The sequence below is a fragment of the Serinibacter salmoneus genome (assembly GCF_002563925.1).
Taxonomy (GTDB): Bacteria; Actinomycetota; Actinomycetes; order Actinomycetales; family Beutenbergiaceae; genus Serinibacter; species Serinibacter salmoneus.
This window is the reverse complement of record NZ_PDJD01000001.1, coordinates 2,968,688-2,981,561: the sequence shown is the minus strand read 5'-3', so window position 1 is coordinate 2,981,561 and position 12,874 is coordinate 2,968,688. Positions and strand designations below refer to the sequence as shown.

Below are 12,874 nucleotides of genomic sequence, written 5' to 3'. Positions count from 1 at the left end.
TCCTTCCGGTTCGCAGTGGTGCTGCGTGGTCAGGAGCCACAATGGCGGAGGTGCTTGTGTGGTTGCTGGGAACCGGCTGGGAAGTATCGGGAGGCACCGCGAGGTGGTTCTGCAGGTACTACGAGGTGGTTCTGCAGGCGACTACGCCAGGTGACCCACGAGGCGCTCGGCGTACCCCGTGTACGAGACGGGGGTCAGCGCGAGAAGGCGCTGCGCCACGTCGTCGGGCAGCCCGAGGTCACCGATGAAGGCCCGCATGTCCGCCCCGGAGACCCGGCGGCCGCGGGTGAGCTCCTTCAGGCGCTCGTACGGGTCCGCCATCCCGGTGGCGCCGGCGATCCCGGCGGCGCGCATCGCGGACTGCACGGCCTCGCCGAGCACCTCCCAGTTCCCCTCGAGGTCGGCGGCCATCGCCTCGGCGTTCACGTCCAGGCCGGCCAGGCCGCGGGTGACGTTCCCGATCGCCAGCAGTGAGTGCCCGAACGCCACCCCGATGGTGCGCTGGGAGGAGGAGTCGGTGAGGTCGCGCTGCAGCCGCGAGGTGACCAGGGTGGCGGAGAGGTTGTCCAGCAGCGAGCAGGAGACCTCGAGGTTCGCCTCGGCGTTCTCGAACCGGATCGGGTTGACCTTGTGCGGCATCGTGGAGGACCCGGTGGAGCCCTGCGCGGCGAGGTTCTGCACGAAGTAGCCCAGCGAGATGTAGGTCCACACGTCGGTGGCGAGGTTGTGCAGCACCCGGTTGAAGCGGGCGAGGTCCGCGTACAGCTCGGCCTGCCAGTCGTGGCTCTCGATCTGCGTGGTCAGCGGGTTCCAGGTCAGCCCGAGGCGCTCCACGAACGCGCCGGCCACCGCCTCCCAATCGGTTCCCGGCACGGAGATCGCGTGCGCGCCGTAGGTGCCGGTCGCCCCGTTGATCTTGCCGAGGAACTCGTCCTGCTCGATCCGCGCGATCTGACGGCGCAGCCGGTGGGCGAGCACCGCCAACTCCTTGCCGAGCGTGACCGGGGTGGCGGGCTGGCCGTGGGTGCGCGCGAGCATCGGGGTGGCGGCGTGTTCGCGGGCGAGGTGGGCGACGGCGTCGCTCACCTTTCGCGCGGCGGGCAGCCAGACCTCGGTGACGGCCGAGCGGATGGTGATCGCGTAGGAGAGGTTGTTGATGTCCTCGCTGGTGCAGAAGATGTGCACCAGCTCGCTCGCGGCGGGCAGCGAGGTCTCGCCGAGCACGTCCGCGGCGGCGCTCATGCGGCGCTTGAGGAAGTACTCCACGGCCTTGACGTCGTGCCGGGTCTCCGCCTCGATCGCGCCGAGCTCGGCGATCTGGTCGGGTCCGAAGGAGGCGACGACGTCGCGCAGGTAGGTCTTCTCGGCCTCGCTCAGCGTGGGGGCGCCCGGGATGGCGCCGACCTCGGTGAGGTGGATCAGCCACTCGACCTCCACGTGCAGGCGGGCGCGGTTCAGCGCCGCCTCGGACAGGTGGTCCACCAGCGGGGCGACCTCGCCGCGGTAGCGGCCGTCCAGCGGGCCGAGGGCGATGGTCGGGTCGGCGGCAAGGGGGGTCCACGCGGAGTCAGACATGGCGGCATTCTCCCGTATCGCTGGGTGGGGGTGTCGAGGTGGTCCGGGTCAGTCCCGGCCGCGCGGCAGGAAGATGCTGAGGATGCCGGTGATGATCGAGATCACCAGGGCGCCGAGCACGGCGGAGGGCCAGAAGCTCTCCACCTGCAGACCCCACTCGAAGTGGCTGGTCAGCCAGCCGACCAGCATCAGCAGCAGCGCGTTCACCACGAGGCTGAACAGGCCCAGGGTCAGGATGTACAGGATGAACGTGAGCGCCTTGACGAACGGCTTGATGATCATCTGGACCAGGGCGAGCACGAGGCCCACCCCCAGGTAGATCAGGACCTGCTGCCACCAGGTGTCGGCGGCGGTCACCTCGATGCCGCTGACCATGAGGTGGGCAAGCCACACGGCGATCGCCGTCACGCCGATTCGGGCGAGGAATTCCTTCACGCCGCCCATGATCCCACGCCGGATGGATCTCGGCGCGGGGGCGCGAGACATGGCCGGGGGTGAGGCGGCATGCTGGTGTCATGGCCAAAGTGACACTGCGGGACGACATCACCGCGCTGCCCTCCTACGTCGCCGGCGCTCGTCCCTCGGGGTCGCTGACCGAGAAGCTCTCCTCCAACGAGAACCCCTACCCGCCGCTGCCGCGGGTGGTGACGGCGGTGGCCGATGCCGCCACGGACATGAACCGGTACCCGGACATGGCCGCCGCGGGGGTCCGCGAGGCGATCGCCGCCTACCACGGCGTGCGCGAGGACCAGGTGGTCGTGGGCAACGGGTCGGTGGGGGTGCTCGAGACCATCCTGCGGGCGCTGACCAGCGCGGGTGATGAGGTCGTGTTCGCCTGGCGGTCCTTCGAGGCCTACCCGATCCTCACGCAGGTGGCGGGCGCGACGCCGGTCCCGGTGCCGCTCACCGCGGGCGCGGAGCACGACCTCGAGGCGATGATCGCCGCCGTCACCCCGCGCACCAAGGCCGTGCTGCTGTGCACGCCGAACAACCCGACCGGGCCGGCGCTCGGCACCGCGCAGGTGCGCCGCGTGCTGGAGTCGGTGCCGAAGGACGTGCTCGTGGTGATCGACGAGGCGTACGTGGAGTTCATCCGCGATCAGGCCGATCCGCTCGACTCGGTGGCCCTGCTGCGGGAGGACCCCCGGGTGGTGGTGCTGCGCACGTTCTCCAAGGCGTACGGCCTGGCCGGACTGCGCGTGGGGTACGCGCTCGGCCGGGCGCGGCTGATCGCCGGATTCCAGGCGACCACGACCCCGTTCGCGGTCAACGCCCTGGCGCAGACCGCCGCGGTGGAGTCCCTGGCCGCGCAGGACGAACTGCTCGCGCGGGTGGATGCCGTGGTCGCTGAACGCACTCGGGTGCTGGCCGCGCTGCGGCAGCAGGGGTGGTCGATCCCGGATGCACAGGGCAACTTCGTGTGGTTCGGGGTGGGCGACGCCGCGGGCGTGCTGGCCACGGCCTTCGCCAGGGCGGGGGTGCTGGTGCGCCCCTTCGCCGGCGACGGCGTGCGGGTCACCATCGGGGAACCCGAGGCGAACGACATCGTGATCGCGGTGGCGGGAGAGTTCCTCGCCGCGGGCGCGCCCACCTCGTAGGCGCTCGCCCCCCGCTCCGCCGCGCACGCCGAGCGTGCGGTTGCGCCGCCCCCAGTGACGCCGAGCGTGTGGTTGGGCTGAGTTCTCGCGTCCGCGCGCTGCGTAAGAACCCGCTCGGCGGGGTGGGTGGTGCGCAGGCGCCCGCTCGACGGCGCCACTCGGCCACTCTTCCCGCTCGCTCTAACTTACGCTACCGTAGGCTACGACCCCGTAGGTTACGGAAACGTAGGTTCAGGAGGATCAGTGACCGGACCGTCGCGCACCGACGCAGCAGCCGACGCCCCCGACGTACCCGACTCCCCCCAGGCGACACCCGACTCAGCGCAGCCTCTGCCGTGGTCAGACCCGTGCGACGTGCCCGGCACGCTGCGGCTGCTCACCCCGCAGGGCGAGCGCGTCGCGCCCGATCCCGCCGTCCCGAACGGCGAGGCGCTCGCATCCCTGGCCGCCACGCTCGACGCCGAGCGACTCCTGGCGATGTACGCCGACATGAGCCTCACCCGGGCCTTCGACCGTGAGGCCACGAGCCTGCAGCGGCAGGGCGAACTCGGCCTGTGGCCGGAGTCGCGCGGGCAGGAGGCCGCGCAGATCGGCTCCGCGCACGCCCTGGCCCCCCGGGACTACGTGTTCCCCTCCTACCGGGAGCACGGCGTCGCGCACGTCCGCGGCCTGCCCGTGCGCGAACTGCTGCACCTCTTCCGCGGCACCCAGCACGGCGGCTGGGACCCCGCGCCCCACAACTTCCACCTCTACACGCTGGTGATCGGCTCCCACACCCTGCACGCCACCGGCTACGCGATGGGCATCCAGCGCGACGGCGACGTCGGCACCGGTGACCCCGCACGCGACCGCGCCGTCATCACCTACTTCGGCGACGGCGCCACCGCCCAGGGCGACGTCAACGAGGCCCTGGTCTTCGCCGCCACCACGAACGCCCCGGTGGTCTTCTTCTGCCAGAACAACCAGTGGGCCATCTCCGCGCCCAGCACCGTGCAGAGCGCCGTGCCGCTGGTGGAGCGCGGCGGCGGCTTCGGCGTGCCGAGCATCCGGGTGGACGGTAACGACGTGCTCGCCTGCTACGCCGCCACGGCCACTGCCCTCCAGCGCGCGCGCCGCGGGGAGGGCCCCACGTTCATCGAGGCGGTCACCTACCGGATGGGCGCCCACACCACCTCTGACGACCCCACTCGGTATCGGATGCGCGAGGAGGAGGAGCACTGGGGCCAGCGGGACCCCATCGCGCGCCTGGCGGCGCTGCTGCGCGCCGAGGGCGTGCTCGACGACGAGGCCCAGGCCCGCATCGACGCCGAGGCCGCGGAACTCACCGCGGGCGTGCGGACCTACTGCCGCAGCCTGACCCCGCCCGCACCGGAGAGCATGTTCGACCACGTCTACGCGGAGCCGCACCAGCGCCTGGACGCCGAGCGCAGCTGGTTCCGTGACTACCAGTCCTCCTTCCTCGATGCCACGGCCGGACGGTGACCATCATGGCGATCACGACTGACATCCAGACCAACGCGACCGGCGACGCCGGGCGACCCACGCCGTCGACCACCACGCTCCCGCTGGCCCGGGCCATCAACGCGGGCCTGCGCCGCGCCCTCGAGCAGGACGATCGCGTGATGCTCATGGGCGAGGACATCGGCCGCCTCGGCGGCGTGTTCCGGGTGACCGACGGCCTGCAGGCCCAGTTCGGTACGCAGCGCGTGGTGGACTCCCCGCTGGCGGAGTCCGGGATCCTCGGCACCGCCATCGGGCTGGCGATGGCCGGCTACCGCCCCGTGGTGGAGATCCAGTTCGACGGGTTCGTCTTCCCCGCGTTCGACCAGATCACCACCCAACTCGCCAAGCTGCACTACCGCTCCCAGGGGCGGGTGCGGGTGCCGGTCGTGATCCGCATCCCCTACGGCGGGCACATCGGCGCGATCGAGCACCACAGCGAGTCCCCGGAGGCGCTGTTCGCGCACACCGCCGGACTGCGGATCGTCAGCCCGGCCACCGCCCAGGACGGGTACACGATGATCCAGCAGGCGATCGCCTCCCCGGACCCGGTGATCTTCCTCGAGCCCAAGTCCCGGTACTGGGAGAAGGGTGCGGTCGAGCTCGACGCCGAGCCGAGTGGCGACCTGCATCGCGCCCGCACCGTGCGCGCCGGGCGCGATGCCACGCTCGTGGCCTACGGTCCGAGCGTGGCCACCTCGCTCGCGGCGGCCCAGGCGGCCGCCGAGGAGGGGCGGGAACTGGAGGTCATCGACCTGCGCTCGGTGGCGCCGCTGGACCTCGACTCCGTCGTCGCCTCGGTGGAGCGCACCGGTCGCCTGATCGTGGTGCACGAGGCGCCGACGGCGCACGGGGTGGGCGCCGAGATCGCAGCCGCCGTGGCGGAGCGGTGCTTCTACCGCCTGCAGGCGCCGGTGCTGCGGGTCGGCGGCTTCCACACGCCCTACCCCGCCTCGGCCATCGAGTCGGACTACCTGCCCTCGCTGGACCGGATCCTCGACGCCGTGGACCGGGCGTTCGCCGCCTGAGCGCTCAGCGCCGGCGAACACAACTGCCTCGCGGTGGTGGCGAAACTGCCTCGCGGATGAATGTAAGGATGAATCGTGCCGAACCTGCAGCGCTTTGCCCTCCCCGACGTCGGTGAGGGACTGACCGAGGCCGACATCGTCACCTGGCACGTCGCCGCCGGGGACACCGTCGCCGTCAACCAGGTGATCGTGGAGATCGAGACCGCCAAGTCGCTCGTGGAACTCCCCAGCCCGTGGGACGGGGTCGTCGCCGAGATCCTCGTGACCGAGGGCACCACCGTGGACGTGGGCACCGCGATCATCGTGGTCGACACCGACCCGGACGGCAGCGCGCCCTCGCCCAGCCCCGAGGCCGCCGGGCAGGCGCAGGCGCCCGACGGCGCAGCCTCACCCGCCGCGGCCGGCTCGCCCCAGCAGGGCTCACCCGCTCAGCAGCCCCAGCAGGCGCCCTCCCAGCCCGAGCCCTCCGGTGGTGTCCTGGTGGGTTACGGCACCGGGCACGCACCCACCACGCGGCGTCCCCGACGCACCGGGGCGCACGGAACGACCCAGCCCGCCAGCCGCCCCACCGCGCAGCCGGCCCCGGCCACCACGCCTGCCACGCCGTCGTCCCACTCCCCGCAGGCCCGCCCGACGGACACCCGCGGCCCACTGGTCTCCACCCCCACGTCCTCCGGCGTCCCGGTGCTGGCCAAACCACCGGTGCGCAAGCTCGCCCGCGACCTCGGCATCGACCTGGAGACCGTCACGCCCTCCGGGCCCGGCGGGATCATCACCCGGGACGACGTCGTGGCCCGTGCCCGCGAGGGCGAGGTCCGGCAACTCGTGACCTATCCCGGGGATGACACCCCCTGGCTCGCCGACGGTGTGGTCTCCGACGACGGCCGGCAGACCCGGGTGCCCGTGCGCTCCGTGCGCCGCCGCACCGCCGAGGCCATGGTCGCCTCCGCGTTCACCGCACCACACGTCACGGTGCTGCACACCGTGGACGTCACCCGCACCATGAAGCTGGTGGAGAAACTCCGGGCGGACAAGGAGTTCGACGGCGTGCGGGTCACCCCGCTGCTGATCGCCGCCAAGGCGCTGGTGCTGGCGATCCGACGCCACCCGGAGATCTCCGCGGCCTGGGACGACGAGGCTCAGGAGATCGTCTACAAGCACTACATCAACCTCGGGATCGCCGCCGCGACCCCCCGCGGCCTCGTGGTGCCGAACATCAAGAACGCCCACCGGCTCGGACTGCGCGACCTCGCGCAGGGCATCGCCGACCTCACCGCCACGGCCCGCCAGGGGCGCACCGCCCCGAGCGACATGACCGACGGCACCGTGACCATCACGAACGTGGGGGTCTTCGGCATCGACACCGGGACGCCGATCCTCAACCCGGGGGAGTCCGCGATCCTCGCGTTCGGGGCGATCACGCAGCGACCGTGGGTGCACAAGGGCAAGATCAAGCCGCGCTGGGTGACTCAGTTGGCGCTGTCCTTCGACCACCGGCTCGTGGACGGCGAGCTCGGCGCCCGGGTGCTCTCCGACGTCGCACGCGTGCTGGAGGACCCGGCGCGCGCCATGGTCTGGAGCTGACCGCCCCTCACGCCGAACCCGTGGCTCCCGCGGCCAGGACGTGCCCCTCGGGCACGTCCCCGCCGCGGGAGCCACGGGTTCGCCGGCTCACCGGACTCGAGGCCTACCAGCCCTGACCGCCGCCGGAGCCACCGCCGAAGCCTTGCTCCTGCTCCTCGCGTCCCTGCTGGGCCTCCCGGTTGCGCTCCTCGAGCTCGCCCAGCAACTCGGCATCGGGGTCCTCCTCGCCGGGTGCCTGCTGCTCGGTGGGGTTCTCCAGCTCGTCCTCCGAGGAGCCTTCGGGGTCCTCGGAGTCCCCGTCCTGCCCGTCGGAGTCCTCGGGTTCCTCCGCGCCGCCGCCCTCACCCTCGGACTGCGCCCCGGCGATCTTCTCCTGCAACCGGATCCAGGCATCCTCGGCGGTGACCTGCTGCGCCGAGGAGGCCTCGTCGTCGGCCGGGTACTGCTCCACACGGCAACCCTCGAGGTGGGTGAGCGCCGTGCCGTAGAAACTCAGTGCCATGTCGGGATCCTGCGCCGCCAGTGCCTCATCGCCCAGGCCCTCCTGCGCCAGGGCCAGGTTGGTGGCGACGGCGCACTCCGGCCAGCCGCGCTCCTCGCCCTCGGCGGCGCGCGGCACGAGCGCGAGCGCCCGTTCGAGGTCGGTCGCGGCGGTGGCGAAGGCGCCGGCGGCGTAGCGCGCGGTCCCGGCGTTGAACGCCGGCTTCCAGGAGTCCGATACGTTCATCGACTCCGTCGTGGTGAAGTCGCGCACGGCTCCCGGGTAGTCCTGACCCTCGTAGGCGCGCACGCCGAACAGAGTCAGGGTGGAGGCGATCACGAGCCACCCCGCGACGATCACGGCGACCGCCACGACGGGCGCGGACCACCACAGCAGGCGGCGGCGACGGCGCCGCGTCGAGGCCAAGGCGTCCTCCTCGGCCTTGCGCCGGGCGGCCTCGTCCATACCGAGGGGGTCGGTCAGCATCGGGGCGCTCATCGGGCATCCTCCGTTGCGGCGCCGGCCTGCGCCTGCTGGGCTCGCTGCCCGCCCTGGGCGCTCCCGCGGCCACGGGCGGCGGTCGTGCTGCGGGCGGACCCGGGGATGCGGGGGAACGCGCCGCCCAGGGCGAACAGTTCCCACGCCAGCAGGCCGAGCACGGCCAGGGCGAAGGGCCACAGCAGCGGGGTGTAGACCGTCACCTCGCGCCGCCCGTCCCCGGCGATCTGTGTCAGGTCGTACCCCTGCGTCACGCTCTCCAGCCCGCCGGGCTGGGTGCGGTGCTCGTAGGGGATCGCGAGCTGCTCGGCCACGGCGCGCAGATTGGTCTCGTCGATCACCGAGACCGCGGGTTCGTCCGTGGCCGGGTCGATGATCCAGTCGGCCTCCTCGGGGGGTGTCGAACCGTCCCACACGCGCATGGTGCCGCCCTCCACGGTGCCGTACCCCAGCACCGCGCCGCCGTCCACCAGCGGCTCCAACGCGTCGAACGGGATCAGGGGGGAGTCCGCGGTGGAGGCGTCGCCGTCCGTGTTCTCCCCGTCGGACATCAGGAACACCAGACGGACGTTCTGCGGATTGCGTTCCTGCGCCGACTCGAGCATCTCGGTGAGCGCCACCAGCGGGCGGTCCAGCCGGGATCCCGCCGAGAGCGAGGAGAGCTCCTGGGTGAGGGTGTCGGCCCAGGAGATCGCCGCGTTGGCGTCGCTGGTCAGCGGCAGCTGCCGGGTGGAACGCGAGTCCCACGCCACGATGCCGTACTCGGCCCCGGGGAAGTCCTGCACGATCTCGGTGATGTCGGCGCTCACCCCGTCCAGGCGTGGCTCGGAGCCGTTGTAGTCCTCGGCGGCCATCGATCCGGTGCGGTCCACCACGAAGATGATGTCGGCATTCACCGCCACGGTACTGGTGGTGTCGCGCGCGGTGGAGGGACCCAGGGCCATCACGAGCGCGAGGAGCGCGATGCCGCCGCGCCGCAGCCACGCGGTGCGGCTCTCGGTGCGCCAGGACAGCGCCAGCGCGATACCGGCGCCGAGGAGCGGCAGCGCGAACAGGGCACTCCACAGCCCGAACACGGGTTGCCAGGTCATAGTCGCAACCTCCACAGCAGCCCGCCCAGGACCAGCAGTGCGCCGCCGAGCACGGCCAGCGGCCAGGCCGGCGCATCGGTGATGGTGACCTCGGGTTCCACATCGAGATCGACCGCCTGCTCCTGTTCCACGGACTCCAGGATGGCGGGCACGGCCTCGGGGTCGGCTGCCTCGAAGAACAGCCCGCCGTGGGAGGTGACGATCGTCTCGTACTCCGTCCGTGCTGCCTCGGAGGCGAGGCTCTCCTCGCCCCCGTAGATCGCCACCAGGTTGATGTCCCGGCGGTCGATGAAGTCGGCGGAGTCCTCCAGCGAGAACACCGGCTCCCCGATCACCTGGTTGTCGGAGGCGAGGATCACGGTGCGGGAGCGCTCCGCGTCGGCCTCGTCGAACAGCAGCCCGCAACTGGCCAGGCCGTCGCCGATCAGGGAGGTGTCGGTCTCGCTGCCCCCATCGGTGCCGGCGATGAACGCGATCAGGGAGTCCAGGTCCTCGGGGTCGTAGGTGTTGTCGTCCAGGGTCGCGACGTCGAAGTCCAGCACGTCCTGGGCGTGCGCCAGTTCCTCCCGCACCAGGTCGTAGTCGTCGGTGAGGGGGAACACGGTGCGTGAGGTCTGGTTCCAGATGGACAGGGCGATCCGCTCGCCGTCGAACTCCTCCACCAGGTCCAGGAAGGTGTCGACGATCTCGGCGTCGTACCCCACCATCGATCCGGAGACGTCCAGGCACAGGACGATGTCCCGCGTGGCCAGTTCGGGGTTCGTCGACTCGCGTTGCACGGGGCGGGCGGCGAGCACGCCGGCGGCGGTCCCCGCCAGCAGGGTCAGGACGACCGCGCCCCACAGGCCGCGGCGGTACTGACCGAGGGCACGCGTGAAGGAGGGCAGCGCGGTGAGGTACCCGGCGTTCGCGACCCACCGCGCCTCACCGAGGGCGGGGCGACGCCGCAGGTACCCGAGCAGGAAGGCGGCCACGAGCGCGGCGAGGGCGAGCACGAACACCCACCAGTGCTGCAGTCCGGCGGTCACCATGAGGCGATCACCGCCCGGGTGGTCTCGGTGGCGCGGCGTGCCTCGGCGTCGCTCTCGGCCGCGAAGGCGGGCTCGGAGAAGGAGTCCAGGGCCTCGCGCAGCGGGCCGGCGTCCGCAAGCCGGTCGAGGTCACGCGCGGTGAGGGAGCTGAGGTCGCGGCCGGTGCGGGCGGTGCCGTAGTCCCGCAGCAGCCGGTTGTACTCCAGGTGCAGTGCGCGCAGGTCGATCTCGCCCGCCTCGTACCGGGCGTAAGCGTCGTCCACGAGTGCATGGTGCTGCTGCCGCAGCGCATCCACCGGGGTGCCAGGGTGCCCCGGCTCGCGCCTGGCCAGGCGCGGGAGCACCACGTACCAGGCGCCGACGGCGAGCAGCAGCAGGAGGGCCAGGAGCCACAGCCAACCCGAGTAGGCCTGCGGCGGGACCGCCACGATGTCAGGAACCGGCACGGCGACTCCTGGCCAGGACCTCGGCGAGCGCGTCCACCACGTCGTCCTCGCCGCGGACCACCACGCTGGGCACGCGGTGGCGCCGCAGCATGTCGGTGACCTCGCGTTGGCGCGTGTCGGCCACCCGGCGGGCCTCCGTCGCGACGTCCTGACGTCCGCGCAGGAACCGCGGCAGTCGCACCGGGGAGTCCACGTCAGCCACGACCTCGCCGGCGAAGTCGGTGGGGAGCGCATCGGCGATCTGCACCACCATGAGCTCGTGCCGGGCGCGCAGGCGCTTGATCGTCTGCTCCGCCTCCCGGGTGGGGCGGGCCTCGTCGGTGACCACCACCACCAGGCTGCGTCTGGTGAACCACGTCAGGGTGAGGTCCAGCACGTGGGTCATCGCCGAGGGCGGCGCATCCAGCGTGATCATGCCGGCGATACGGTGCAGCAGCGCCTCCATGTGGGTGGTGCCGCCGCGCGCCGGGACCTGCACGGACCGTTCGGCGTCGCCCGCCACCAGGGCAAGGAGATCCCCCCGGCTGCGCGCGAGGTAGCCCACGACGTCGCACACGAACGTCGCCAGGTCCGCCTTGCTCGTGCCGTCGGGCGCGAGGGTCGCCATGGAGCGGCCGGTGTCCACGCACAGCGCCATGGCGAGGTTGGACTCCCGTTGGAACCGGCGGATCACGGGGTGGCCCGTGCTTGCGGAGGCCTTCCAGTCGATGTCTCCCACGTCGTCGCCCGGCAGGTAGAGCGCCATCTCGTCGAAGTCCTGACCGTGCCCGCTGAAGATCGACCGGTGCCGGCCGTCCAGGACTCCGGCGGCGTGCCGGACGGTCGGCAACTCCAGACGCGCCCGGACGGCCTCGAGGCGGGAGCGTGCGGCGGTGGTGCGCTGGGCGGGCGCCGTCACGGGCTGGGGACCGCCGCGAACACCGCGTCGATGAGGGACTCCGGCGGGACGTCGTTGGCGAGGGCGTCGTAGGTGCGCACGATGCGGTGACGCAGCACGGCGTAGCGCATCTGCTTCACGTCGTCGGGGATCACGTAGGAGCGCCCCTCCTGCAGGGCGATGGCCTGCGCCACGCGCATCAGCGCGATCGAGCCACGCGGGCTCGCGCCCACCCGCACGTGCTGGCCGAGTCCGGCCACGGGCCGGGGGCCGCCGCCGCGGGTGGTGTTCACCAGCGCCACGATGTACTGCTTGATGGCCGTGTCCACGTAGACCTTCGCGGTGAGGCGTTGCAGGAGCAGCGCCTCCATGGTGCTGATCGGTTCGGCCGTGAGGGGGCGGTCGAAGCTGCCGGCCGAGACCCGCTCGAGGATGCCGACCTCGTCGTCCGGACCGGGGTAGGTCAGGGTCACCTTCATCAGGAAGCGGTCCATCTGGGCCTCGGGCAGCACGTAGGTGCCCTCCTCCTCGATGGGGTTCTGGGTGGCCAGCACCATGAACGGATCCGGGAGTCGGTAGACCTCGCCGCCCACGGAGGTCTGGCGCTCCTCCATCGCCTCGAGCATCGCTGCCTGGGTCTTGGCAGAGGAGCGGTTGATCTCGTCGACCAGCACCATGTTGGCGTGCACCGGCCCGAGCTGGGTGGAGAACTCACCGGTCGCGTAGTTGTAGATCTGGGTGCCGAGGATGTCGTTCGGCATCAGGTCCGGGGTGCACTGGATGCGGTGGAAACTCCCGCCGACGGCCGAGGCGAGGGTGTGCGCACTCAGCGTCTTGGCGAGGCCAGGCACGGACTCCAGGAGCACGTGACCCCCCGCCAGCAAGGAGGTGACCAGGGCAGAGCGCAACTCGTGCTGGCCCACGATCCGCTGGTCGAAGACCCGGGAGATGCGTCCCAGCAGCTCCGAGGAGCGGGTCGCCTCCTCGTAGGAGATGGGCGAGGTGGTCGGTGCAAGGTGCGTGGGCACTGCGCCCCCGATCATTGGTGTTGGCGTCCACGAACGCGCTCATTCTGCCACTGCGAGATCACAGCTCGGGGGAGCGGCCCCGCTCGAGGCGCGTCAGGCGGAGAATTCCTCCTGGAACATGCTCGCTCGAGTGGAAG

General features: G+C 71.8%; 12 protein-coding genes. 4 read left to right on the top strand and 8 right to left on the bottom strand.

Translation table 11 applies throughout. The annotated features are described in order from the left end of the window. Positions 1–141 precede the first annotated feature (141 nt). Positions 142–1,575: an adenylosuccinate lyase gene (purB, locus tag ATL40_RS13285; protein WP_098469964.1), complete on the bottom strand. Its 1,434-nt coding sequence runs from the start codon at positions 1,573–1,575 to the stop codon at positions 142–144. A gap of 48 nt (positions 1,576–1,623) precedes the next feature. Continuing rightward, on the bottom strand, positions 1,624–2,010 hold the full coding sequence (locus ATL40_RS13280) for a phage holin family protein (protein WP_245867108.1): 387 nt from the start codon (positions 2,008–2,010) through the stop codon (positions 1,624–1,626). 80 nt (positions 2,011–2,090) lie between these two features. Between ATL40_RS13280 and hisC the strand changes: the two genes are divergently transcribed. From hisC to ATL40_RS13260, 4 genes are all read left to right on the top strand, one after another. Beyond that, positions 2,091–3,173, top strand: a complete 1,083-nt coding sequence (gene hisC / locus ATL40_RS13275) for a histidinol-phosphate transaminase (protein WP_098469962.1) — start codon at positions 2,091–2,093, stop codon at positions 3,171–3,173. 330 nt (positions 3,174–3,503) lie between these two features. Further along, on the top strand, positions 3,504–4,655 hold the full coding sequence (gene pdhA / locus ATL40_RS13270) for a pyruvate dehydrogenase (acetyl-transferring) E1 component subunit alpha (protein WP_425443396.1): 1,152 nt from the start codon (positions 3,504–3,506) through the stop codon (positions 4,653–4,655). A gap of 5 nt (positions 4,656–4,660) precedes the next feature. After that, entirely contained in the window at positions 4,661–5,701 is a 1,041-nt protein-coding gene (locus ATL40_RS13265; RefSeq protein WP_098470497.1) for an alpha-ketoacid dehydrogenase subunit beta, read from the top strand. 75 nt (positions 5,702–5,776) lie between these two features. Next, entirely contained in the window at positions 5,777–7,285 is a 1,509-nt protein-coding gene (locus tag ATL40_RS13260; RefSeq protein ID WP_098469961.1) for a dihydrolipoamide acetyltransferase family protein, read from the top strand. A gap of 103 nt (positions 7,286–7,388) precedes the next feature. On the opposite strand, the gene ATL40_RS13255 is transcribed toward ATL40_RS13260, so the two are convergent. From ATL40_RS13255 to ATL40_RS13230, 6 genes are read right to left on the bottom strand one after another with little or no spacing between them, the layout of a single operon-like run. Further along, positions 7,389–8,264: a hypothetical protein gene (locus ATL40_RS13255; RefSeq protein WP_098469960.1), complete on the bottom strand. Its 876-nt coding sequence runs from the start codon at positions 8,262–8,264 to the stop codon at positions 7,389–7,391. Next, complete coding sequence (locus ATL40_RS13250) at positions 8,261–9,355, bottom strand: vWA domain-containing protein (protein ID WP_098469959.1); 1,095 nt, start codon at positions 9,353–9,355, stop codon at positions 8,261–8,263. The genes ATL40_RS13255 and ATL40_RS13250 overlap by 4 nt, the downstream gene beginning before the upstream one ends. Further along, complete coding sequence (locus ATL40_RS13245; RefSeq protein WP_098469958.1) at positions 9,352–10,386, bottom strand: vWA domain-containing protein; 1,035 nt, start codon at positions 10,384–10,386, stop codon at positions 9,352–9,354. Before ATL40_RS13245 ends, ATL40_RS13250 begins: the two co-directional genes overlap by 4 nt. Continuing rightward, a complete protein-coding gene (locus ATL40_RS13240) occupies positions 10,380–10,832 on the bottom strand; it encodes a hypothetical protein (RefSeq protein ID WP_098469957.1) in 453 nt (150 codons plus the stop codon). The genes ATL40_RS13245 and ATL40_RS13240 overlap by 7 nt, the downstream gene beginning before the upstream one ends. Next, complete coding sequence (locus ATL40_RS13235; protein ID WP_098469956.1) at positions 10,819–11,730, bottom strand: DUF58 domain-containing protein; 912 nt, start codon at positions 11,728–11,730, stop codon at positions 10,819–10,821. Before ATL40_RS13235 ends, ATL40_RS13240 begins: the two co-directional genes overlap by 14 nt. Then, positions 11,727–12,752 (bottom strand): AAA family ATPase, encoded by a 1,026-nt coding sequence (locus tag ATL40_RS13230; protein WP_098469955.1) that lies wholly within the window; start codon positions 12,750–12,752, stop codon positions 11,727–11,729. Before ATL40_RS13230 ends, ATL40_RS13235 begins: the two co-directional genes overlap by 4 nt. Between the last annotated feature and the right edge of the window lie 122 nt (positions 12,753–12,874).

Coding starts and splice junctions, on each gene's coding strand:
- ATL40_RS13265 (WP_098470497.1), top strand. CDS start 4,661: ATGGCGATCACGACTGACATCCAGACCAACGCGACCGGCGACGCCGGG.
- hisC (WP_098469962.1), top strand. CDS start 2,091: ATGGCCAAAGTGACACTGCGGGACGACATCACCGCGCTGCCCTCCTAC.
- purB (WP_098469964.1), bottom strand. CDS start 1,575: ATGTCTGACTCCGCGTGGACCCCCCTTGCCGCCGACCCGACCATCGCC.
- ATL40_RS13245 (WP_098469958.1), bottom strand. CDS start 10,386: ATGGTGACCGCCGGACTGCAGCACTGGTGGGTGTTCGTGCTCGCCCTC.
- ATL40_RS13250 (WP_098469959.1), bottom strand. CDS start 9,355: ATGACCTGGCAACCCGTGTTCGGGCTGTGGAGTGCCCTGTTCGCGCTG.
- ATL40_RS13255 (WP_098469960.1), bottom strand. CDS start 8,264: ATGAGCGCCCCGATGCTGACCGACCCCCTCGGTATGGACGAGGCCGCC.
- ATL40_RS13230 (WP_098469955.1), bottom strand. CDS start 12,752: ATGATCGGGGGCGCAGTGCCCACGCACCTTGCACCGACCACCTCGCCC.